Genomic DNA, 25,777 nt, shown 5'->3' on the forward strand with positions numbered 1-25,777 from the left:
GCGGGGGAAGGTCGCTGCGATGTGTCAGCTCAGGCCGAAGATCGCGCCGATGATGGTCCGAGCAGCCTCGAAAAGCGCGTCGACGGACGGGACACCGATTTCAGAGCTGATGGAAAAAAGGGAACCCAACATACGATCCTCCGGAGATAGTTTCTGAATGGCTTACTGCCACAAGGAAAATGCTACGGGTTCTACTTGCGGAACGGAAGGACGGAGGACCCCGGGTGTGACAACTCCGGACCAAAGTCCCGGCGCCGCAGATCTACTGCACCCCAGTATGATTGCGCTCCCCCGCTTCGGATACGACGCTTCGGCGACTGTCGACGAGAACTTTCGCGACGCTCGCCAAAACCTCCATGCTCGACATTTCCGAGTGAGAGCAGTCGACCAGATACGTTCGCAACGGGCCCACCAGTTCAGACCACTTTTCGACCAAGTGACGATGTTCAGGCAGATCATGCTGCGCCACAAAGAGTTCCACTGACCCCGAAAATGGTCTCGGCCGGTGATCCCGGACGATTCGCGACAGTTTTTCCACCCGGCCCACAACCGATTCGAGAACCGTATCGGTGAGGAAATCCATACCGGTCTGCCTTCGGATCTCTGCTGCGACGTCCACGAAAGTCACTGCTGCAGTCGCCGTTTCAACCTCAGTCAGCCCGATCTGCGCGAACAGTTCGGAAGGCTCCGGGGCTGCTTGTACCGACGGCATCATCTCCGGCAGCAGTGCGTCGAGCATGGCAACCGAACCGACCAGGTCGCCGGCCTCTTCGAGCTGGCTCGCCATCTCGAGCGCGATCGTTCCGCCGGCAGACCACCCCAGCAGATGGTATTCACCCGACGGTTGCACCATCCGTACGGCATCGACATACCCCGACGCCAACTCCGCCACCGTGCCGGGTAGCTCACCTGCTCCCGTTGCCTGGATGCCGTACACCCGTCGACCTTCGAGCCGACCGACGAGTCCGGCGTAGCACCAGGCAATTCCACTGACCGGATGCACGCAGAACAACGGCGGCCGTACGTCGTCAGGATTGCCGCCCAACATGACGATCGTGTCCAGCGGATCCGAACGAGACGAATCACCCTCCAAGATATCGGCATGATCGAGATCCAACCGAGAGGCAAGCTCGGCCACAGTTCGTTCGGTGAAAATCCATTGAACAGGGAATTCCCTGTTCAGAGCCTCACGCACTCGCGAAGCCACCTGAACGGCTCCCATGGACGTACCGCCGAGTTCGAAGAAGTCGTCATGACGACCCACCGATACCGCGCCTGTGACACTCTCGAATGCCTGTGCCACTTGACGTTCGGTAGCCGAGACGGGTCGATCTGCACTCGACCCTACCTGCGGTGCAGGAGCAGGAAGAGCCGCGACGTCGATTTTCCCCGATGCGAGCAACGGGACCCGGTCCACCACCGTTATCGAGGAAGGCAGCAGGTGTTTCGGCAGCGAGCCGGAGACAAAATCGCGCAGCTCCCTTTCCGTCACAGAATTGTTCTCTGCCAGAGTTACATACGACCGAAGCTCAGCGGGCCCGCGCCCGTCGTCGGTGACAACGGTAGCCGAGAAGGTCACTGCTCCATGGCTTGACAGAGCCGCGTCGACCTCCGCCGGTTCCACGCGAACACCCCGGACCTTCACCTGTGCGTCGTTGCGGCCCAGATACTCGAGCGCTCGGTCGTGACGCCGACGACGAACGAGGTCACCCGTGCGATACATCCGAGTCCCCACCGCCGCGGGATTTGTGACAAAGGGATTGGCCACGAAACGATCAGCGGTCAAACCTGGGGATGCGACATACCCCCGCGCCAAATTCTCACCGGAGAGGAAGAGTTCTCCCGTCACCCCATCCGGAACCGGACGTAGCCTCTGGTCGAGAACAAGTGCCGTCGTACCAGGTACCGGAGTGCCGACAGTGACGTCTCCATCGATGATCGGGTGCGAAATCGATGCCGCGACCGTTGATTCGGTCGGTCCGTACCCGTTGACGATGTGATGTCGGCTCGACCAGGCCGACGCAAGGCGCGCAGAGAGCGGCTCACCCATCGATTCGACGATCAACGGTTGCACTGAATCCGGAACGACCGTGGCCAGGACGGTCGGCGTCACGATCAAATGCGTGACGTCGGCAGTCACCAGCAGACTCGTGAGTTCCTCTCCCCCGTAGACGAAGTCGGGAGCCAGAATCAACGTTCCACACCCCGCAGCCGCCAGAAGAATCTCTATCACCGACGCATCGAAGGTCGACGACGCCAATTGCAGGACACGGGGGCCGCGATCGAGCTGGGCGATCTCGGCGTGCGCGGTGTAGACATTCATGATTCCGCGATGCGAAACCTCGACGCCCTTGGGTCTTCCCGTCGAACCCGACGTGTAGATGACATAGGCAAGGTTGTCGGGACGAGCCGGCGTTGCCGATACCTCGGTAGCCTCACTCGCAGTGCGTGATTCATCCATCGACAACCACTCGACGCAATCGGGCAAACTCTCGGCTGCACCTTCTGCTGTCAAACCGACAACCGAACCGCACTCCTCGACCATCGTCTGCCGGCGCACTGTCGGCAGCGCCGGATCGAGCGACAGCCACGCTGCGCCTGCCCGCGCCACTGCCCACAACGCAACGATCCACAGATGTCCGCGACCGAGCGCAACGGCGACGACGTCGTCAGGCCCGATTCCCCGGCCCACCAACTCGCGCGTCCAGTGCGACGACGCCTCGTGCAGGTCGCGGTAAGTCCAGATTCGGCCGTTCTCTTCCAGCGCTACTGCATCGGGTGCCTGACGCAGAGCACGTTCGAAAATGTCGGCAATCGTCAAAGGATCGACGTTGCGGGGATTCGCAACGGTCAACGCCGAGCGTTCGGATCCGGACAACAATTCGATCTCGCCGACCACTATCTCGGGTTCGGCTGTCACCGATTCGGCGATACGTGTCACCCGCTGCATGAACAGTTCCGCGGTCGACGTCCGGAACTTGTCCGTGGCGTACAACAATCGAATGGTCAGACTGTCACCGGCGTCGACCAGATCCCACGTCAAGTCGTAGCCCGTCGATGCCCCTGCGATGTCGAGGTCGAAGACAGATACCCCGTCGATCTGCGGCAACTCGAGCGCTCGTCGATATGCCAGCATGACCGTGAACAGTGGATGCTCGTTCATCCTGCGCGGCGGATCGACCTTCGCGACTACATCGTCGAACGAAACGTCCGCGTTCGCCATCGCTTCCAGATCGACGCGGCGAACCTCGTCCAAGACTGCCGTGAAGTGGTCGGCGGAGTTGATCCTCGTGCGCAACGCGACGGTGCCCACCATCATGCCGGCGACATTGCGAAGCGCCGGATCGTTGCGCAGACTCACCGCTGCTCCCACAACGACATCATCCGTGACGCACTCACGAGCGAGCAGCACGGCAATCACGCTGTGGACGACCATGAATACCGTGACGCCGTGCGAGCGGGCCAACGCCGACAACGCGTCGTAGGTGGTGCCGTCGAGGACTTCCATCACCATCTCGTCGGATCGTGAGGACAGCGGACTCCGGGGTGTGTCGACGGGTAGAGCCAACACATCCTCGACGCCACGAAGGACGTTCGACCAGTAGTCGAGCTGCCGGTGAGCCACGCTGAGAGAATCCTCGGGATCACCCAAACTCTCTCTCGCCCACAGACTGTAATCGCCGTAGCTGATCCCGTCGGCGGAGCGATCCCATTCTCTTCCAACTGCCTTGGCCTCGAAGGCTGCCGCGAAATCGGCCAGGATCGGGCCCATCGAGGCACCGTCGATTGCGATGTGGTGAACAACGATGACCAGGACAGTCGATCCTGCAGAGACGACTCCTGCATCCTCGGTGAATACACGCACTCGGAACGGAAGGTCTCGTTCGAGATCGAACTGCACATTCGCGAAGGCTCGAGCGCTCGCACGGATATCGTCGACCTGCACCGGGGTGAGATCGAATGCAACAGAATCTATTTCGACCTGTTGTGGACCGAATTCACCTGGAACCAACACAGTTCGCAGTACGGCGTGGCGATCGACGACGTCACCGAGTGCGCTGCTCAAGACCAAACGATCGATGCCGTCTGCCAGGATTACTGCAAACGTCAGGTTGTACGCGGTCGATTCCGGCTGCAGCTGATTGATCAGCCAGAGTCGCTGTTGAGAGGGCGCCAGCGGCGCGGGCGTCCCGGGATCGCGTCGAGTCAATTCGCGGCGCGTGCCGTCGGATGCGCTCGACGAAAGCCATTGAGACATCGCTCGCGGTGACGGATTGTCGAAGACCGCTCGAACAGGCACGTCCCGGGCGAAGATCGAGGCGAGTCGACCTGCCACCGCGGCCGCGGCCAACGAATCACCACCCGATTCGAACAGGTTGTGCAGAGCGCCGAAGCTTCCGGACACGTGTTCCGACATGACAGCGGTGACGAGTTCCTCCGAAACCGTCACTGCTGCGTCGGGTACCTGGCTCTCGAACACATGGCGCCGCAACGCGTCTGCGTCCAGCTTTCCGTTCGACGTGAGCGGGATCGACTCCAGCACGACTACTCGGCCGGGCATCAGATATGCAGGCAACATCGCTGCCAACTCGATTGTCAGCTGATCCGACTCCAATGACTCACCAACCGCACATGCCACAGCGATCTCGTCGACGAGGACAACCGCAGCGGCCTCGACGCCGAGGCACCGACGCAGGGCCGATTCGATCTCGGCAGGCTCGACGCGGATTCCTCGCACACTCATCTGGCGATCGGAGCGTCCGACAAATCCGAGCGTGTCATCGGTGCGGCGGTGAACCAGATCACCGGTCCGATAACGGCGGCGCCCACCTGGTGCAGCGACAAACGAACTGGCGGTGCCGGCGGGATCTCCGGCGTAGCCCATCGCCAGCCCGGGTCCGCTGACGTACAACTCACCGATCCCGGCCCACGGCACCGGATGCAGTCGCGTATCCAGTACCTCTGCACCGATTCCGGTGAGCGGAACTCCGATGGTGACCCGATGATCCACCTCGGCGACAGTCGTGACGACGGTGCATTCAGTCGGTCCGTACGCATTGAGCATTCGTGCACGGCGACTCCACGCGCGCGCGGTGGAAGGTGAGAGCACATCGCCTCCGACTGCCACTACCTCGAGCGAGTCGAACCGCTCCGGTGCCATGGTGTCGAGTACGGCCGGAGTCGACAACATATGGGTAACGCCGCGTTCTGCGACAAACTCTTCGAGTGCCCTTCCGCCGAAAGCCTCACGAGGCGCGACCGCCAAGGTAGCCCCGGCACCGATCGCCAGCATGATCTCGAGGATCGCTGCATCGAACGTCAGTTTGTATCCGTGCAGCACAACCGAGTCCGAAGTCACCCCGTACTTCCGGATTGCGTCGTCGGTCAGAAGGCCCAGTCCTCGGTGGGTGACTGCAACGCCTTTCGGTTCACCGGTCGACCCGGAGGTGTGAACGACGTACGCAACTGAATCCGGATACTGCCGGCCGGGAACGACGCTGCGGTCGGAGAGCACTGTGCGTAGCTGCTTCAACCGTGCCGTCGGCAGGTCAGGGTCGATCGGCACGAATGCCGCGCCCGTTTTCGTGATGGCCAACATTCGGACCAGGTAAGCGATAGTTCGCACTGCCGGAATCTCGTATACAGCGCCCGGCCCTGCTCCCCGAGCCACGAGTTCCCAGGCTTGAGCATCCGAGGCAGAGTCGAGTTCGGCATACGTCACCGTGCTCTGTCCGTCGTCGAGAGCAATGTTGTTCGGGAATCGCGCCGCTGTGGAGGCAAAGATCTCGGTGAGTGTCCGAGACGAATCGACCTCGACAGCAGTCCAACTGGGCGCCGCGCCCACCGCGAGATCCGAAACGAGTACTGGCACATCCTCGGCAATCGAGGTGAGCACTCTCGACAGATGTCGAGTGACCGCGTCGGCGCTCGACGGATCGAACGCGCTCGCGGCATAGACGACAGCGCCGGTCAATGATCCGTCGACAGCGGGTGCGAGCGAGACATGCATGGGGAACTTCGTTGTTGCGGTCTCGATTTCACGAGCCTCGATCGTGAGACCGGCCACCTCCACGGCAGGGACCGCAAAATTCTGCAGACCCAGCGCAACCTGGGGAGTTCGTCCACCGAGCAACTCACCAACCAATTCGGCAGGAACAGAACTGTATTCGAACGCTGCCACGTCAGCATCGAAAGCTGTAGCCAACAGAAGATCAATCGGCATGTTCCCATCGATCCGCAGGCGCAGAGGCACCGTATCCACGAACATTCCGACCACGCCGTCGAGTTGGGGCGTACGCCGTCCGTCGACCGCGGTCGCGATCACGACGTCGGGATTCCCGCTCAGCTTGGCAAGCACCACGGACAGCGCCACGTGAACCACCGCGAACAGCGAGACCTTCAACCGGTCCGCTCGCGCCTGCAGTGCCGAGGTGACGACGGCTGGTATCAAAAAGTTCACTCGCTGCGCCGCGGAAATCGGTCCGTCGTCAGTGTGATCCACCGTCAGCGGAGACACAGATGTCACGCCGTCGAGTGCCCGGCGCCAGAACTCTTCGACGACAGGGGAAACGTCACTCGCTGCCTCCCACGCGGCAAAATCCCCGTACTGGATCGGCAGCGGAGGCCACTGCGGGTCCAGTCCGGCTCGGCGCTTGCCGTAAGCGGTCAGGAGGTCGCCGACCACAGTTCGCATCGACACCCCGTCGACTGCGATGTGGTGAAAACTTACCGCCAGAACATGTCTGACCGGCGACAGTTGGAGCAGCATCCAGCGCACCGGCAGGTCTGCGGCTACGTCGAAACCGCGCGAGCCGAACTCTCGCAGCAGCACTTCGACCTCGACGTCGCCGACCAGTCGCGTTTCCACTGCCACCGAAGACGGAGGATCTACGACCTGAACCGGTGGAGTGCCCGGATACCGGGTTCTGAGGACCTCATGCCGGCCGACAAGATCAGTCGCGGCTTGACATAGCGCGGACACGTCGAGTTCACCGTCGATCTCGATGCAGATCGGCAGGTTGTACGCACCGCTCGCTGTGTTCCGCTGATTGAGTACCCACATCGCACGCTGGTTTCGTGACAGGGGTGCGGGCGTGGGATCGCGGCGCGGCTCCAGTCGGACAAGATCGGTCACCGAGTCGTTCTGCTCGAGCGAATCGAGCCGGGCTGCCAACGCCGCAACCGTCGGATGCTCGAATACGGTCCTCAGCGGAACAACCTGTCCCAGAGAACTACTCAAGAGTGACGTGACCTCCGCGGCCGAGAGCGAATTGCCCCCGAGCGAGAAGAAGTCTGCATCACGATCGTCCCCGTCTCCGCCCAAAACGGCGACAAAAGCCGCAGCAACCAGGTGCTCAGTGTCAGTCTCTGGGCCCTCTGTGCGGGAAGCGTCGAGTGCCGGCAACGGTAGACCGGCGAAGTCGACCTTGCCGTTCCGCATCGGAATGTCGCCCTCGATTTCGACGATGACATGCGGAACCATGTACGTCGGAAGAACTTCTGCGACGGCGGCGCGTAGCCGACCCGTGTCAACTCTCTCGGCGCCTGAACTTCTCACGTAGGCGACCAACAGCGGACTTCCACCTTCGGTCGCCCGTACCCCGGCGACGCAGAAATCGACCTTCGCGACAGACTGAATGACTGCCTCGATCTCGCCCGGTTCTATCCGGACACCGTTGACCTTCACCTGCGCGTCGGTTCGTCCGAGATAGTGCAGGCGATAGATATCGCCTTCGGGCTTCTGGGTTGCCGGTTTGGATATCTCAGGCTTCCACATCACCAGGTCGCCGGTTCGGTACATCCTGGCGCCTGAACTGGTTGCCACGAATCGTTCCGCAGTTCGGGCAGGTTGGCCGGCGTACCCGCGTGCGAGCATTCGACCTGCGAGATACAGTTCTCCGGCAACTCCCGGCGGCACCGGTACGAGTCGATCATCGAGCACCACCGCGTCGACCCCGGCCAGCGGATGTCCGACGGACCCGTCGTAAATGTCGCTCGACAAGTGTTCACTCGACAGGGGTTCGGTAGCAAGCGAATACATCGTCGACTCAGCGGGTCCGTATCCGTTGATCACTCTGCGTCCGGCGTGCCAACGCTTCGCCAACGCACCGCTGAGCCGCTCGCCTCCGAACATCACCGTTGCAAGGTCCGGCAGCGACGGAGTACCGATCGAGGCGACGACGGTAGGTGTGGCGCAAAGATGAGTAATACGCTCGCGCCTCAGCGCTGATGCGAGTCCCGAACCGAACAGTTCGTCGTCCTTCGCCAGGACGAGCGTCGCCCCGCACGTACTCGCGATGAGCACCTCGAGCATCGTCATGTCGAATCCTGGTGCTCCGCGATGGAGTACGCGAGAACCTGGCCCAGCCGAGAACCTACCCGGCAGGTCTTCGGCGATGACGTCGAGCCCGCCGTTGGTCACGATTACAGCCTTCGGGGTTCCGCTCGTCCCCGAAGTGAAGACTACGTATGCCGCAAGGCTGTCGGAATATTCGCGCGCCGAGTCTGTGACCTTCTCACCACCAGCGTTCTCACCAGCAGCGTTGTGGCTGCCGATCGTGCCGTCGCCCAGTGTTTCGAGAACACCGCGTAGCCGTGCCTGCGGCTGCTCCGGATCCACCAATGCCGGAGCTGCCCCGACCTTCGCGATTGCCCACAGTTGCACGATCGACGCAATGGACCGATCTGCAGTCCAGGCAGCGACCTGGTCGACTCCGATTCCCCGGGCGCGCAACTCGTCGGCTGCGACATTCGACTGGGCATCGAGTTCCCGATATGTCAGTGCGTTGCCCTCGCCCTCGACCGCCACAGCATCCGGGGCGGATTCGACGCCCAAGCGCAGCATCGAGGCAAGCGTCGTACCGGGACGTCGAGATCGACCAGGCCGGTCGGCCGCGCCGTGTGCGGGGACGAGAAGAGCTCGTTCCGCACTGTCCAACAGGTCGATTCCCCCTACGGCGACCTTCGAATCGATCGACACTTGACCCAGGAAGCGCTCGAACCGGCCCGCAAAGCTCGATACCGTCAGATCGTCGAATAGATCAGCGTTGTAGACGAATTCGAGGGCGAGACCGCCGCCGATCCCTGAATCCGTGACGTTGAGCTGCAGATCGAAATTTGCGTGCCTGACATCAGGAGCAATCTGTGTGACGGACAACCCCCGCACGGACCAGGTGGTGGGATGCACTGTTTGGAACGAGAGCGCCACCTGGAACAACGGGTGCCGCGAGCGTGATCGCGGAGGGTCGATCAAATCAACCAGCGATTCGAAAGGCATCTCTGCATGCGCGAACGCCGATACGTCGCGCTGACGAACCTGCTCGACCAACTGGCCGAAGGACTTCGACGGATCGACGTCGGTTCGGAGAACAATCGTCCCGGCAAACATGCCGACGAGCTCATCGAGTTCAGGTGCGGTGCGTCCGGACACGACAGTGCCGACAACCACGTCACTGCTGCCGGTGTGCCTCGCCATCAGCGCCGCGAGAGCAGCATGGACAACCATGAACATGGTTGCGTTGTTCGATCGTGCCACCGCTTGCAGGCCCGTCCGTACGGAACCTGAGATCGCCACTCGACACCTCGACGCGCGAGCGGACGTCGAGCGTGGGCGGTCCAGGGGTAGCGTCACCTGCTCGGGAAGGCCTTCGAGAGCTTGCTTCCAGTAACTGACAACGGGGTCTGGAACCCCCGATTCCCTCTGCCATGCACTGTAATCGGAGTATTCGAGCGCGAGCGGCGACCACTGCGGAGCTTGCTGCTCCGCGCGAGCGATGTACGCGACAGTGAAGTCACGTATCAGCACTTCCAGCGATCGAGCGTCGGCCGCAATGTGATGGACAACGACGGCCAGGACGTGCTCGTCGGGTGAAACCTCGAAAAGGGCCACCCGTACAGGCGGATCCGTGGTGACATCGAATCCCGAACCCACGAGTTCTGCGACGCGATTCTCGGCGTCCTCGCCCGCGAGCGCCGCGAGCTGAAGCGGCGGACTTGCCTCCCTGACGTCGAGCACCTTCTGAACCGGGCGCTCACCGACAACCGGGTACACGGTCCGCAGGGTGCGATGGTGATCGATCAGGTCACGAATGGCCAGTTCGGCTGCAACTACGTCCAATTCACCCGTCAGGCGCAACACGATCGGAATGTTGTAACCGGCGGACTTTGTATCCAACTGATTCAGAATCCACATTCGGTGTTGCGAAGCTGACAGCTGCACTTCTGTATTGTCCGAACGCGGAGCCAAAGACAGAGGCACCAAGGACACCGGCCCCGTGCCGTTTTGCCCCACACCGATTCGGGCAGCAGCAATTCCGGCCAGCTGATCGACGAATGGGCGCTCGAAGACATCGCGGACGTCGAGGTTGCAACCCAGGACGGCGTTCAGTCGCGACGAGAGTCGAGTGGCGATCAAGGAATTGGCCCCCTGATCGAAAAAATTCCGAACCGGATCGACATTCGGAACGTCCATCAAATCGCTCAGGATGGCTGCGACTGTCTGCTCGAAGAAGTCTCGTGACTGCCGAGAGGGCTGCGTGAGAGACACCGGGGTCGGCAGCGACGCACGGTCGATCTTGCCGTTGATCGTGACCGGCAATGACGCAAGTGGCATCAAAGCCGACGGCACCATGTACCCGGGCAACAACGAACGGGCAGTCCGCAATACGTCGTCGAGGTCGTGTCCCTTCTCCGGGGTGATGTAACCGACCAATGTCGGCCCGCTGTCGAGTTCTCGCACCACCACCGCGGCCTGCTCCACCGACCTGTGAGCCAGTAGCGCGGTCTCGACCTCGCCCGGTTCGACGCGGTAACCGCGCAGGGCCATCTGACCGTCGGCGCGGCGAACATATTCGAGTCGACCGGCTCGCCAACGGACCAGATCGCCGCTGCGGTACATCCTCGACCCGTCGAATCCCGGTTCAGGCACAAATCGTGAAGACGTCATCCCGGGTTGACCCAAGTAGCCTGCGGCCACCTGTGGACCGGCAACGTACAGTTCGCCGACAGATCCGGGAGGGACAGACTCGAGCGCGGTGTCCAGTACGTAGCTGCGCAAGCCCGGTAACGGAGATCCGATCGGCGAGGCAGCTCCGTCGCCGGCCGGTAGTTCGACACTGGTGACGTGAACGGTGGTTTCGGTGATTCCGAACATGTTGACGCCCCGCACATCCGGGTGCCGATCGAACCAGGCCTCCACGCGCCCCACGTCGAGGCGATCACCGCCGAAAACAATCGACCGGAGCGGAAGCAGCATTTCCTGCGTGACTTCCGCCAACGCATAGAAGGCAGCCGGGGTCTGATTCAGAACGGTCACTTGTTCCCGCACAATCAGATCCACGAATCTTTCGGGTGAGCGCGCGACGTCACCGTCCACGATCACCAGGGATCCGCCAGTGGTCAGCGCACCCCACATCTCCCATACCGAGAAGTCGAATGCGTACGAATGAAACATCGTCCACACATCTTCGGGCCCGAAGTCGAAGATCTCTCGAGTCGAGGCGAGCAGAGCCAACACGTTGCCCTGAGATACCACGACGCCTTTGGGGGCTCCGGTTGATCCGGAGGTGTAGATCACGTAAGCGGCGGACTCCAAGGGCGCAAGTGGCCAACCTTGCGCCGCGTCAGCCGTCTCGTCGACGGATACGACGGCATGTTCGTATTCACCGAAACGCGGAGCGGAACTGGGCGTCGACAGAATCGCTTTCGGACGCGCATCGGCGAGTACGTATCGGATGCGAGCGTCGGGATACTGCAGGTCGATCGGGACGTACGCGGCGCCCGCCCGAACGACCGCGAGAATCGCAACTACCAGGTCGATCGAGCGAGGGAGGCCGACGGCCACCCGATCCCCCACTCGAATTCCTCGATCGATCAAGGTGGCTGCGAGCGCCTCCGAACGAACGTGCAACTCTGCGTAGGTGACCCGAGAATTTCCACTCGTCACGGCGATTTCGTTCGACCGCTTCGTCGCGACCCCGGCGAACAGGTCGGACAGTGAGTTCGCACCAAGTGCTGGCGCCGGCACGTGCACCTGCAGTTCTTCGCGCTCGGCGACGCTGAGAACATCGATGTCACGCAACATAATTGACGAGTTCTCGGCGACCGAGTCGCACACTCGACGTAGCCGCTCGACCCAACCGCCCACGGTGGCCGCATCGAACAGATCGGCGGCATATCGGAAGGTGCCGCAAATGCCGCTCGCACCTCCGTCAACCGTACGATCTTCGCGCACAGTCACTTCGAGATCGAACCGCGGGTGCGCGGGAGGCAACGGAATTCCTCGAGCCGTCATCGTTCCCACGGCGATCTCGGGAACCGAAGCTACCGGATCGACGGCAAGAACCACGTGCAGGAAGGAATTCTTCTCGCCTGCGGCCCCACCGACCGCCCGCTCGACTACCCAGTCGAACGGGACGTCGGCATTGGACAGAGCCGCCACGTCGACGTCGCGTACTCGAGTCAAGAACTCACCGAAGGTGTCTCCATCGAGCAGGAGCGTTCGCAGCGCCACGGTTCCGACGAACATACCGACGGTGCCGTCGAACGAGGGGTGTGTTCGACCGGACGTCGGGGTTCCGATGACGATATCGGGCGCACCGGTGATCTTGCTCAGCGCGATCGCAAGGCAGGCGTGCAGCACCATGAAGGTCGTGCAGTCGTGTGCTCTGGCAATTTCGTTCAGCGCCGCGTGGACGGGCGAGGGCAGTTCGAACGTCACGTCCCGCGCCGACGACGGTTGGTCCGGCCGGCGGGATCTGTCCGCGGGAAGCGCCAGAGTCGGATCAACGCCGGCGAGAGCTGTTTCCCAGAATTCCAACTGACGGCCAGCTAGGCTCTGCGAATCCGTAGGATCACCGAGAACGGTTCTGTGCCAAGCGGAATAGTCGCGATAGTCGAGCGAGGGCGAAGGCCAGATCGGCGAACTCCCAGCGGCGCGGGCGTCGTACGCCGCAACAAGGTCCGAGACGATCGTCGCGAACGAAAGACCGTCCAGGGCGATGTGATGGGCGACCACGGTCATGCGATGGTCGGCCTCGCCGTCCGAGGTGAGGATCAACCGAAAGGGCAATTCGGTCGCCAGGTCGAACCCGGCCGCAACCAAATCCGCTGACGCAGAGTCGTATTCTTCGGACAGAACCTCGATCAGGGTCACGGACGCCGCAGACGCAGCCTGGATCGGCCACGTGTCGTGACTCTGGTCGAACGAGAACACCGTGCGCAGGACGGGATGGCGATCGGTCAGGTCAACTACCGACTCCCTCATCGCCGCTGCATCCAGAACACCACTGAACGAGACCTCGAACGCAATGTTGTACGCCGACGACTGCGGATCCAGACGGTTGAGTAGCCACAGACGTTGTTGTGCTGGAGCGATTTCCACGAGGACGTCGTCCGAAATCCGCTGGGGTTCCACCACCCACTCCGCCCGACCCTCGCGGATCTTCCGGGCCAGCTGCGCCGGCGTCGGGGCACCGAACACGTCCCTGACACCAATCCTTCTTCCGAAGGCGGAACTCACGCGCGCGGCGACGTACACGGCGTCGAGAGAACTACCGCCCCAGGCGAACAAGTCGGAGTGCGGTCCGAGAACTCCGACGCCGAGGACCTCGGCCATCACCGAGGCAATCAATTCCTCGTCGTACTCGATCGGGCGGCTTACCGCCGAGTGCTGCTCGGTGACAGCGGCCGTCGTCGGTTCAGGGAGCGCTGCACGGTCTGTCTTTCCATGGTTTGTGACGGGCAACGCTGCCAGAATCGTCACCGAACTCGGAAGCATGGAACGCGGAAGTAGTGAAGCCAGATGTTCGAGCACCGCCTCCTGACTCAACGGACGAGGTCGGTCATCTCCGTCTTCGCTCACGGTCACATACGCTGCAATCGACCCGGATCTCTCCACCACTGCTGCCTGCGAGACGCCAGGAGTCGACAGGAGCACAGCTTCGATCTCGCCCAGTTCGACGCGTACTCCCCGGATCTTCACCTGTTGATCAGTGCGGCCCAAGAACTCGAGTTGACCGGCATCGTTCCACCGCACCACGTCCCCGGTGCGGTACATGCGCGCACCAGCGTCGGCCGTACCTATGGGCGCCGCGACAAAACGCTCCGCCGTCAGCGCCGGCGAAAGGTACCCACGCGCCAGTCCTTGTCCCATCACGTACAGCTCACCCGCTGCGCCGACCGGAGTGGGACGCAACCACGAATCCAACACCACAGCGGCGACGCCGTCGATCGGGCGCCCGATCGGTGTATCACCGCCAGGCACCAGCGGCTCGCTCATGAATGCCGCGACAGTTGCTTCACTAGGGCCGTACGAATTCACGATGTCGACGTGACTCGACCACGCATCCACGAGCGACCCCGGCGGTCGCTCGCCGCCCACGTTCAATACTCGAAGATCCGGCAGTTCCCGAGGATCCATCGTCAGCGGAACCGATGGTGTCGAGATCAAATGCGTGACACCCTCGAGCCGCACATAGTCTTCGAGGTCCACTCCGCCGATCAATCCGGGAGGAACGATCACGGCAGTCGCACCGCAGCCGTGAGCAAGCAGAATCTCGAGGATCGCCACGTCGAACGACGTGGATGCCAGGAGCGCGACTCGGGAGGAACTATCGATGTCCAGTCGCCGTGCGTGAGAACGCAGCAACGGCAAAATGCCTCGGTGCGTGACCGAGACGCCCTTCGGCCGTCCGCTCGACCCCGAGGTGTAGACCACGTAGGCGGTATCGTCCAGGGACACGCGGGCGATAGATGAACCGACCCCCGCAGTTCGATCGATCGGCCCATCGACAGTTTCGTCGCCCCTGGGACTGACGACGCAGACCCAAGCCGGCACGCCTGCCGGATCGTCACCGACCACAACCGACACGTTGGCATCGTCGAGAATGAAAGCGACACGCTCGGAGGGTGTTTGAGGATCCACGAAAAGAAGAGCCGCACCGGCCCGCACTACCGCATGAAATGCAACTACGGAATCGGTCGACCGCGGGGCAAGGATCCCGACGACGTCACCTCGGCCGACGCCGTTCTCTACGAGCAAGGCGCACAGTGCATCCGCGCGAGCGCCGAGTTGGTCGTAGGTGACGTCCACACCTTGGTCGCGGATCGCGACGGCACTCCCCCGCCCTGTCCCGTCTCTGATGACCGAATCGAGCGTCGCGAATCCGTCCGTCCGCGGACCCAGCGCGGGGACCAGATCTTTCAGTTCGTTCGCCGAGAGGACAAGGAGGTCACCGAGCCCCCTGGTGGCCGAGTCGAGGAATCCCTCGAGTAGCCGAACGAACTGACGATGGTGCATCGCCAGATCACGTTCGCTGTACAGGCGCGGATTGGCTTCGAAGGACAGGCGAACGTTCTCCCCCGCGATCGACGGATAGATGCTGAAGAACAGATCTTCGGTGGGTCCGGATGTGAGGACGTGAAATTCACCGACGACGTCACCGAGCCGAATCGCTTCGTGAAACATCATGACGTTGACTGCCGGGCCCGCCGAGTCGCGGGATCCGCCTTGATCTCCCTGGAAACCCATGTCCTCGTAGCGGAATCGCTGGTGCCGCAGTGCGCCGGTCATCTGCACCGAGATCTGACGCACCAACTCTTGTGGCGACAGATCCCGATCAAGTTGCGCACGAACCGGCACGATGTTGGACAGCATTCCGCCCGAACGTCTCGACTTTGCCGTGGTGCGGCCGGACACCGGCAGGCTGAGGACGACGTCGTCGGAATCAGTCATCCGACCGAGATAGGACGCGAACGCACCGACGAGGATCGCCACCTCGGACGTAGTCCACTCTGTCGAGACATCCGAAAGCTGTTTTGCAAGAGTTGGATCCAAGGTCTGCACCATCATGCGCTGCGGCATGGACGTCAGCCCGGCGCCGTCGGCGAGGCGAACCGGGCGAGGCAGGCCCTCGGACATCTCCGTCCAGTACTGCTCGTCCGATCGATACCGCGCCGAGGATCGGTAGTCGACATCGAGGTCGTGCAGCGCACGTACCCCCGCACCACCGAAAGGAGTCAGCTTCTTGCCGTGAACAAGATGGGAATAGCGCTCGGCCACTCGCGTGGTGAGTGTCATCGCCGCATACCCGTCGAGCACGAGGTGATGGGCATGCGAATACCAGAAGTAGTGATTGTCTGCCAGGTGCAGCAAGGTCGCCGAGATCAAGCGATCCGACATCACGTCAAGTGGCCGTGAGTATTCCGCTGTCATCCACTCGTTCGCGCGCTGAACTGGATCCTCATCGCCGCGGAGGTCGAGGTATTCGAGATCGTCGACGATGGAGTGATCGACGACCTGAAGCGGCTCGGCATCAGTAGCGACGAGGCGAACGAACGCCGACTCCACTTCATGACATGCCGTATTCGTTGCCTCGATCAGCGCCTTGACGTCAACCGGTCCTCGTAGTTCCACGTACTGAGCCACCACGAACGGAGTTGACGGACTCAGTTGCTGCGCGAACCACAGCGCGAGCTGAGCCCGAGACAACGGAAAAGCACTCAACCCGTCACCTCACATTTCACCAGCCTTGTTATTCACGAACATTCGGTGGCTGATCACGTGAATCCATGGGAGCGAACACCACGAACGGCCGAACCGAACCCTACTGTCTCGTCTAAGTTTTCACCACCGGGCCAACACTGCTAGACATGTCGACGCAGCTTTCACGCACTCAAACGTCAGGAGCTTCAGCGGATGAACAACGACACGGTGGGACCAAAGTCCGACGACGATTCCGGGGCTGAACCGATCGGCTCCGACAACATCCCGCCGAGCGGTCCGGAGCGCGAATCCAAGGGGTCGGCTGCATTTCTCCGAAGCCACCGAACTGCAGTCGCGATCACGGCATCGACACTGGTCGTGGGCGGTTTTGTGGCCTGGCTCGGGTACACGGCATACGAGGCGCAGGGCAACCTGGAAGCGGCTCGCGACCATGCACAATCGGCAAAGAGTGCACTCCTTGCCGGGGATACGGGGGTCGCAGAGTCCGCCGCGGCGGAAGCCGATCTCGCGGCGTCGACCGCCTATGACAACACCCATTCGCTTCCCTGGAACATCGCCGCCGCTGTTCCGGTCATCGGGTCGCCCTTCGACTCGACGCGCCAGATGACCGAGGTCGTCCAGGGCCTCACGCGTGACGTTCTCGGTCCTGCTGTCACTGTCGGAACTTCACTCGCACCAACAGAATTGGTGCAGCCCGGCGGACGCTTGGCACTCGCACCGTTACGCGAAGCAGAACCGAAACTGGCCGAAACAGCTATCGCCGCGGAATTGCTGTCGTCGCAGGCACAGGAAGTTCCCGAATCGAAGTACCTGGGCCGAGTTAACGATGCCCGAGCAGAATTGCAGTCGCAGACAAGCGAACTGGCTACCCTGTTGACGAACACCGCCACAGCGGCTCGCATCGCACCGGCGATGCTCGGCACCGACGGGCCGCGCAATTACTTCATCGGTTTCCAGACCAATGCGGAAGCCCGCGGAACCGGTGGCCTCTTGGGCGGATACGGCATCGTCCGAGTCGACGACGGCGCCGCTCGGGTGGACACACTCTCCCCCAACTCCGAACTAACACTGGACAATCAACCGATAGACCTTGGTCCTGACTTCAACCAGCTGTACGGAACAAGTCGCCCGACCACCGATTCTCGCAACAGCAACCTCAGCTCGCACTTTCCCTACGCGGCACAGATCTGGCAGTCCCTGTGGTCACAGGAGTCCGGGGGTGAGATGGTCGACGGTGCGATAGCGACCGATCCGATAGCCCTGAGTTACATCCTGAAAGCGGTAGGGCCGATCAAGATGCCCGACGGGGAGTCGGTGACGGCTGACAACGTCGTGGAACTGACCGAGTCGACCGCGTATGCACGCTTCCCTTCCGACAACAAGGCACGAAAGCAGTATCTGCAGACGATCGCGGCTCGCGTCGTCGAGAAGATGACCGGGAACATCAAGTCCCCGAGCGCACTGCTGGAGGCACTGGGCAAGGGCGTCAGCGAGGGCAGAATCGCAGTGTGGAGCTCGCACCCCGACGAACAATCGGTGCTCGCCGACACGGTCCTCGGTCATACGATCCCCGGAGATTCGGCGCCGTATGCCGGTGTGGTGATCAACAACCAAGCCGGCAACAAGCTCGACTACTACCTCACAAGAGAAATCGACTACACGGCGCAGACGTGCACCGGCGACACCCGAAAGACAACGGTCACCGTTCGACTGACAAACAACGCACCCGACGCCGACCTGACCGAATACGTCAGCGGGATCGTCGACAACCCCGGACGACTGCCCAAGGGCACCAACGTGGCCGCAGTCACCCTGCTGGCAACGACCGGAGCAAAACTCGACGCGGTCTCGGTGGGCGGGCAGATTTCGTTTGCCGTCAACGGATCAGAGCAGGGTCACCCGGCCTACATGACGAGGGCCGTCATTCCGCGAGGACAGACTGTTGAACTGAAGTTCGATCTGACCGAGCCCACAGCCGAGGGCGAGGCGCGCGTACCGGTCCAGCCGCTGGTCGACGACCCGAAGATTACCGTCGACGTGCCTACCTGCTGAACGTGATCGGCAAACGTCTATCGCTCCCCTTCCGAGCGGACGTTTGCCGATCAGCGTCTTTCGGCAGCCTTCGATGAACTTTCAACAGATTTGAAACTTTGGCGAAGGCTAGCCTATGCTTCCTGACGCGCCTGGAACCGGCCGTCGGCTGCGATCCGTCGGAGTCTCACTCCTCGGCGCATCGACAACGGAAGGTTCCTCATGCGATACGCCCGTGTGCGCTCACTTCGCCGAACTGTGGCGCTGAGTGGATTGGTCATTGCCGCCCTAGTGGTCGGTGGATGCAGCAACAACAACGCTGAAACCGAATCAGGCAACAGCGACTTCGACACCGTCACCATCGAAAGTGCACTCGGAAACGCCGTCATCACGGAAAAGCCCAAGCGAATCGTGACCCTCGGCATGGGATCGGCTGAGACTGTGATCGCGCTCGGCACAATCCCGGTCGGCGTCGAAAAGTACTCATGGGGCAGCGACGACACCGGATATCTGCCGTGGGTCCACGAAGCGGTCACGAAGCAAGGTGGCGAATTGCCCGAGCAGTTCACCGGCGGAACCGACCTCAACATCGAAGCGATCATCGCTCTCGAACCAGACCTGATCCTCGCCCCCTGGTCCGGCATCACTCAGCAGCAGTTCGACTCACTCAACGCATTCGCGCCGACCGTCGCCTACGCAGAGAGCCCGTGGACCATCACGTGGGAAGAGCAGATCAACGTCATCGGCAAAGCCATGGGTGAATCCGAGAAGGCAATGGCCGAAATCGACAAGATCAAGTCGCAGTTCGCGGAATCGACTGCAGCACATCCGAACTACGCCGACGTCAGCTTCTCCTTCATCTACAACACGGGCCCGGGTACGCTCGGCGTCTTCTTCGCCGAAGAGCAGCGTGTGGCCATGGTCCGCGCACTCGGCTTGCAGGTGGATCCCGTCGTCTACACCTTGACGGAATCGGAAGGAACAGACTCAGCCGTCATCGGCCTGGAGAACGCAAACCTCCTCGACAAGTCCGACCTGCTCTTCACCTTCTACTCGGACCCGGCCAATCGGGCCGAGATCGAAGCGCAGCCCGCGTACCAGGCCATCCCCGCCGTGGCTCGGGGAACTGTGATCGCTCCGACCGAACAGCCCTTCGTCACGGGTTCCTCGATGATCAACCCCCTGACCGTGCCCTGGTCGCTCGAGCGTTACGTACCGATGATCGACGAGGCAATCGCGAAGCTGAACAAGTGATGTAGATACGCACTGTGCGATCGAGAAGCCCGTGTCCTATTCGGATGCGGGCTTCTTGCCGTCACGTTCGCTCTTGAATCGCATCCACTCACTGCTCAGCATGCGATTGTCGATGATCCACCCCATGTAATCGCGCATGTTGAGCACACGAATGTACGCGGGGCCGTTGGGGTTTGCGTATTGCAGCGCCTCGGTCGCAAGCTTGCGTTGATTCTCGAGATACACGTGCTCTGTTTCGAGGAATCCGCCCCACACGTCGGAATCCATGACGTAGTAGTGAGTCCGATCCCGAGGCTTGCGCGTGCGTTTGACGAAGCCCCGGTCGATCAACCGGCGAATGTAGGTGGACACCGATCCGCGACTTGCTCCGAGTGCCTGCGCCAACTCTTCGGCACTGACCCCTGGCGACTCGCTGATCAGCAGATAGCCCGCGATCCGCCCTTCGATACGAGCCCCACCACCGGACTGCCAGTACACGGAGAACTGGTCGATGAACCAGGTGGAGAAATCGTCACCGCGAGCAGGGCTGGCATCGCCCATTCGTTGAGCCTCCGACGTCACTGAGTACGAACAAAACTGAGTACGAACAAAACCGGTCCGAACAAACGGGGTCCGAACTATCCGCCACTATTGTGCCAGCACCACACTCACTGAACCGAAAGCATCAAGCCTGGAGTGGTTGCAATGAACTCGAGTTGTTCGGTCGTCAAGGGTGGTGCTGTAGTGGAGCCAGCCGATTTCGCGAACTGGGTAATCACTACGGTTTCGCCGGAGGGGTGGACAACCCGGACCGTGTCGTCGCCCGAGCCATAAGGATCGACCAGGCGAGTCACGGTCGTGGAGCCCGGCAACGTCAGTGTCTCACCCGGTTCCGGCACGGCGGTACCAACCGATATCTCGACATCGCTGCTGCCGTCCGCTGTCGAAGCGACGATTCGCTCGCACACTCCTCCCTGTCCGTAATCATTTGGAACCAACGAACCGAGTGGGCGTTCCAAGGTGACGCCTGCCGCGCCGAGGTCTTTCCACCGTGTATCGAGCAACTGATTCAGTCGGTCGACATCCATGCGCGTCGCAGGTGGGCCGGCATTCACAGAATCGGTGTAGCAGGATGCCATCGGCGGCGGCGTCGAGTCTGGAACCGGCGCAGTCACCGCAAGCCCTCGCGCGGTTGCGAGCCCGATCAGTTCGTCCATCGTCAAAAGCGGACCAGAATCCGTCGAAGTCTCCGTCGACGTGTCGATGCTGGCAACAACCCGGGATCCGTCGCCGAGATACGCGACGACACCTCGCTCGCCCCCGACATCCGAAGCGACTTCGTCCTCGAAATCGGCAATGTCCAGCACTGTTCCGTTCGCGAGATGCTCCCGCCGATCCACAAGACCCTCCAAGCACGGCGGCACCGGCTGATCCCATGCACGAACCTGAACCGAGACATCGGCCGTCTGCCCGCCGCGACTTACCGCCCCGCTTGCCCTCGTCGAACCGCTGAACTCGATCGGGTCGACCCCGTCAGGAAACGAGGCACCCCGGAAATTCTGGATCGGCGCAAACTCGAACGATTTCGACGGACTCGCAAATACAACGTCGACATCGGAAGGCAACGATTGGAGTAACGCGTCGCTCATGGCGGTGGCCTTCGGCCCCGAGAACCACGGATAGTCCGGATCGTCATAGCCAGGCTCGCCCGCGGAACCGTAGTTGAATCGTACCGGCGGACCTGGCGATTCAACCGAATCGCAGCCAGGAATCGACTTGCCTGTGTCCTCGTTCGTCACCGCCGCGACAACAGTTCCCAATGCGACGATCGAGACGATCACCAGCCCGTCGCGCCAGGTCCATTGCTCGCGACGACGGTTCGACTCGTGTGCGGTGTGCCCAGACATTTCTCGATCATTGCCTACGGCAACAACTACGTCACTATCCGACATACCCAGTGAGGTCGTAAACCGTGGAATTTCCCACTGTCGTCGATCCGAAATTGGCTTCGACCCATTCCTGGATGGCACTCGACGTGCTGTCCCCGCTTTGGCCCTCTCTCTGGCTTCCGCCCTGGCCACCGGCAATGTAGTAGTGAATTTTTCCGTCTGCCACGTACTGGATGAATTGATCCAATGTCGGTGCGGGATCGGAACTCCAACCGCCGATCGCCATCACCGCGGTATTGCTGGCCAACTCGTAGGTTGCTGCGCTTTGCGAACCGTTGGTCGCGGCCGACCACGTGGTGCTCGCATTGACCAGCATTGCCGTCAACTCGGAAGCACTTTCGCTGCCGCTACTCAGTTCTTGCCCGTCCGACGTCGGATTCACAGTCGCGTCAGAAGAATTCGGCGGAGCGTCACCGTTTCGCAGCTCTGGGCCCCCACCCATACCTCCTCCCCCATCCATTCCGGAATCGGACACCGCACCGGCGGGTCCGGCTGTCGGAATGGATCCGCCGTGCGCGGCTGCGGCAGTGGCAATCGCGTAAGACGCCGAACCGGCTATCCCTGCCAACGAGCCGATGATCAATCCAGCGACAGCAAGCTTTCGGAATCGATCCTTGGCTCCCACCAGAACCAGAATCGCGCCGACGATCGTGCCTACCAACAGAATCCACTTCAGCATCGGCAGCCAGTCGGCATTGCGGTGCAACAACACCCAGCTCCAGATTCCTGCGGCCAGCATCATCGCAGCCAAGCCGCAACGTCCGATCCAACGGGCACGGACCAACCACAGAGCGTATCCACCGGTCCCGATCATCCCCGCGACGGCGGGCGCAAGCGCAACTGTGTAGTAGGGGTGGATCGTGCCGGACATATAGCTGAAGATCAGGCCGGTAACGAGAAACCAACCACCCCACAGGATCAACGACGCGCGGAGAAGATCTGTGCGCGGTGCGCGTCCCCGGGCGAGCAGTCCGAACACCACTGCGATCAGTGCCGCAGGTATCAGCCAGGAAATCTGTATACCCATCTCGCTGCCGAACAGCCGCTCCAGTCCGGTACTCCCCCCGAAGCTCGAACCCGCACTGCCACCGTTCATTCCGCCACCGCCACCGGTGTTACCGAAAAGTCGACCCAATCCGTTGTATCCCAGCACCAAGTCCATGACGCTGTTGTTCGTCGACCCACCGATGTACGGGCGAGAATCCGCAGGCCACATCCACACTGCCAATACCCACCAACCGGCCGATACGACAACGGCCGTGGCTCCGATCGCCAAGTGGACCAAGCGAGCTCGCAGACGTGCCTGTCCGGCAATCACATACGCACCTCCGAATGCAGGTAATACCATCAACCCCTGCAACATCTTGGTGAGAAAAGCGAACCCCAGCGCAACACCGGCGAGGGCTACCCACATCGCGGCTCGCCGCCCCATCGCCGTGCCCATTGCCCGAATCACGAAGTAGCCGGCGAGAGTCATGAGCAGAACCAACAGTGCATCAGGATTGTCGAACTTGAACATCAGGGCGGCAGCCGGCGTAGCGGCCAACACAGCTCCCGCAACAAGACCCGCAGCGGGCGACGCCACTCGTTTGACGGCCGCATACACGAGCGCAACCGATCCGACGCCCATCAATGCCTGCGGAACTAGAAGGCTGGCACTCGAAAATCCGAAGATCCGTCCGGACAGACCCATGACCCACAACGAAGCGGGCGGTTTGTCGACCGTGATGAAATTCGAGGTATCGAGGGACCCGAAGAACCACGCTTTCCAATCTTGTGAGCCGGCCTGCGCAGCCGCAGCGTAGAACGTGTTGGCGTATCCACTCGCGGTCAGATTCCACAGATACAGGACCGCCGTTGCCGCCAACAGGGTCGTCAGCGCCAATCCTGTACGGCGAGTGCGGAACCACGACGGCGAGGGCTCCGCTCGATGGGCAGTCGGTGCCGGCCGCTGAGGTGGGGCCGGATGCAGAACGGCGGTCATCAGGAAGTCCCTTCACGAGTTACTGTCCTGTTAACGATCGCGTCTCCAACCCTGGCGTCACTGCGACCCGGCTGGAAGGTTGCTGTGAATGGATCAGGTCAGAGCGCGCTCGAACAGCACGACACTGAACCAACCGTTGTCGGCATCATCTCCGAAGTCACGACGCCCGACCTCGGTAAAACCGGCGTCCAAGTAGTAGCGACGCAATCGCACGTTCGTTTCCACACAATCGAGCCGCAGGTACTGCGCACCCTCCTCTACAGACCGTCGACACGCCCAGCGCAGTAAGCGTTCACCCATCGAGTCGCCCGAAAATGCTCGATCGACAACCAACCCGTGCACGTAGCCTGCAGGTTCATCCGAATCGGGCCAAACCTGAGGGTCTGACCAGATCAACCTCAGCGCACCGACGATCCTCGACTGCACCTGGTCTCGCGCGACATAGAACTCCCCTCGCGAAATCTGGGCCTCGATCTGCTCGAGAGACACTTCGCGAGGACGCCACTGAGCGATTCCACGTTCCGTCAACCAGTCTTCCGCTCCATGCCGAAGCGCCAAGATCGCCGGCGCATCACTTGCGATCGCCCGAACAACGTCCACAGTCGTGATCCCTCCCCTCGATACGACCATCCACAGGTGCGGCCCACAGCGGCACGACCTCTAGGCTCCGCCTCGGATGTATCTGCGAGATGGAGCCTATCGGCGTGAAGTTATGTCTCTGAACAGGTCCCACCACTCGGTCAGGTTTTGAATGTGGTGTTCGCCGGCCTGGGGTGCCGCTGCGGGTCGATCGAGGGCGGCGGGATGAACCACGGTTTGTTGTCGACACCCATTCTGATGTCCCACTTACCGACGAACCCGGATTTACGGTGCATCAGCCGGTGATGTGAACGGCACAGCAGGACAAGGTTGCTCATCACCGTCGGACCGCCGTTCGCCCAGTGCCGAATATGGTGCGCATCCGTCCACGCCGGAACGCAAGAACACCCCGGGAACGCGCAACCCCTGTCTCGGGCAATCAGCGCCACTCTCTGTTCGGCGGTGACCAATCGTTTTCCGGGTTTCGCATCCAACGGCGCCCCGTGATCATCGAGCAACACAGTCGACAGGAAACAATCACACCCCAACAACCTCGTCTGCGACACCGACAGCGGCCCGAGCCACGGCATGTGCCCGACATCAAGATCCGGCCGAGACTCTTCACCATCAGAAGGCGCTGCGGCGCAGTCCCGATGCTCAGCCAGATCACGCGCGTTGATGTGTACGTTCACGTGCGGGCGTTGGCCGCCGTCTGTTCCGGTTTTTGCGCAGTCGAGGTAGCGGCGGATCAGTTCGGTGAACCCGTCTGCCGTCCGCTTTGCTGCGGACCGGGCGTCGGGAGTTCCATCGGGTGCTGGGGTGGGCATCGTCAAATTCAACAGGGCCGAGAGCAGCATTTCGCCGGTGAGGGCGTCGAAATCCCCACGAACCACCACCCGACCGGTCAAGGTCGAGGCGATCCGCAGTTCGTTCCGGTCGACGTCTTCGGCGGGCGGAATCTCATCGGATTCGAACAACCGCTCCAACGTCGCGATAACGTGCCGTACCTTCGTCGTCGTCGCCTCCACCCCCGACGCAGCCGCCAACAACAAATCGATACAGCGAGGTAACGCTTCCTCCGGCATCCCCTTCGGCGGGGACTCGCAGAACGCCGCGATCAAGACTGCGTGATCGAACGAGCAATCCCCATCATCGAATCTCGCTGCTACCGCGGGAAACGGCCGCAGCGCGGCGCCCAGGGCGGCGATCTTCTTCCCGTCCCGAACCTGCAGCATCGTGTTCGCCGCCAACCATGCACCGACGCCGCGGCTGGCAATCACCTGATCATCCGGACGCATCGAGAGTTCGTCGACCACCGCCACCCGCACCGCTTCCAGGCGCAGAATCGCCGCACTCGCCTCGACAGCAGCGGCGCGCAACTCGGCAGCAGTCAACTGCCACAGGCGTCCGCGTAACCCCACCGCCGAGCCAGACACCACGTCCGACGACAAAACACTCATTGAATCCCCCGATCCCCACCCCCAACAATACTCGAAC

8 protein-coding genes are annotated in these 25,777 nt (G+C 61.8%); 2 read left to right on the forward strand and 6 right to left on the reverse strand.

The features are described 5' to 3' along the window. Positions 1 to 262 precede the first annotated feature (262 nt). On the reverse strand, positions 263 to 16,504 hold the full coding sequence (locus tag ACFT1A_RS27645) for an amino acid adenylation domain-containing protein (RefSeq protein WP_378449602.1): 16,242 nt from the start codon (positions 16,502 to 16,504) through the stop codon (positions 263 to 265). Positions 16,505 to 16,696: 192 nt separating this feature from the next. On the opposite strand from ACFT1A_RS27645, the gene ACFT1A_RS27650 reads away from it, so the two are divergent. Further along, complete coding sequence (locus ACFT1A_RS27650) at positions 16,697 to 18,556, forward strand: DUF4012 domain-containing protein (RefSeq protein WP_378449603.1); 1,860 nt, start codon at positions 16,697 to 16,699, stop codon at positions 18,554 to 18,556. A 201-nt stretch (positions 18,557 to 18,757) separates the two neighbouring features. After that, positions 18,758 to 19,789 (forward strand): iron-siderophore ABC transporter substrate-binding protein, encoded by a 1,032-nt coding sequence (locus ACFT1A_RS27655; RefSeq protein WP_378449604.1) that lies wholly within the window; start codon positions 18,758 to 18,760, stop codon positions 19,787 to 19,789. 36 nt (positions 19,790 to 19,825) lie between these two features. Here ACFT1A_RS27655 and ACFT1A_RS27660 read toward each other — a convergent pair whose 3' ends face one another. The 5 genes from ACFT1A_RS27660 to ACFT1A_RS27680 form a co-directional block, all read right to left on the reverse strand. Beyond that, positions 19,826 to 20,329: a MarR family transcriptional regulator gene (locus ACFT1A_RS27660; protein WP_317826419.1), complete on the reverse strand. Its 504-nt coding sequence runs from the start codon at positions 20,327 to 20,329 to the stop codon at positions 19,826 to 19,828. A gap of 107 nt (positions 20,330 to 20,436) precedes the next feature. Continuing rightward, positions 20,437 to 21,675 carry a hypothetical protein gene (locus ACFT1A_RS27665; RefSeq protein WP_378449605.1) on the reverse strand — a complete coding sequence of 413 codons (1,239 nt, stop codon included), beginning with the start codon at positions 21,673 to 21,675 and terminating at the stop codon, positions 20,437 to 20,439. A 34-nt stretch (positions 21,676 to 21,709) separates the two neighbouring features. Beyond that, positions 21,710 to 23,701: an ArnT family glycosyltransferase gene (locus tag ACFT1A_RS27670; RefSeq protein WP_378449606.1), complete on the reverse strand. Its 1,992-nt coding sequence runs from the start codon at positions 23,699 to 23,701 to the stop codon at positions 21,710 to 21,712. 93 nt (positions 23,702 to 23,794) lie between these two features. Beyond that, complete coding sequence (locus tag ACFT1A_RS27675; protein WP_378449607.1) at positions 23,795 to 24,301, reverse strand: GNAT family N-acetyltransferase; 507 nt, start codon at positions 24,299 to 24,301, stop codon at positions 23,795 to 23,797. A 140-nt stretch (positions 24,302 to 24,441) separates the two neighbouring features. Further along, a complete protein-coding gene (locus ACFT1A_RS27680; protein WP_378449608.1) occupies positions 24,442 to 25,740 on the reverse strand; it encodes a DUF222 domain-containing protein in 1,299 nt (432 codons plus the stop codon). Positions 25,741 to 25,777 lie beyond the last annotated feature (37 nt).

It is taken from the genome of Rhodococcus sp. NPDC057135 (assembly GCF_042670865.1).
GTDB lineage: Bacteria > Actinomycetota > Actinomycetes > Mycobacteriales > Mycobacteriaceae > Rhodococcus_F.

What these genes read in the sequence shown, in the direction of transcription:
- ACFT1A_RS27665 (WP_378449605.1), bottom strand. Translation starts at nt 21,675, where the DNA reads ATGTCTGGGCACACCGCACACGAGTCGAACCGTCGTCGCGAGCAATGG.
- ACFT1A_RS27670 (WP_378449606.1), bottom strand. Translation starts at nt 23,701, where the DNA reads ATGACCGCCGTTCTGCATCCGGCCCCACCTCAGCGGCCGGCACCGACT.
- ACFT1A_RS27655 (WP_378449604.1), top strand. Translation starts at nt 18,758, where the DNA reads ATGCGATACGCCCGTGTGCGCTCACTTCGCCGAACTGTGGCGCTGAGT.
- ACFT1A_RS27660 (WP_317826419.1), bottom strand. Translation starts at nt 20,329, where the DNA reads ATGGGCGATGCCAGCCCTGCTCGCGGTGACGATTTCTCCACCTGGTTC.
- ACFT1A_RS27680 (WP_378449608.1), bottom strand. Translation starts at nt 25,740, where the DNA reads ATGAGTGTTTTGTCGTCGGACGTGGTGTCTGGCTCGGCGGTGGGGTTA.
- ACFT1A_RS27650 (WP_378449603.1), top strand. Translation starts at nt 16,697, where the DNA reads ATGAACAACGACACGGTGGGACCAAAGTCCGACGACGATTCCGGGGCT.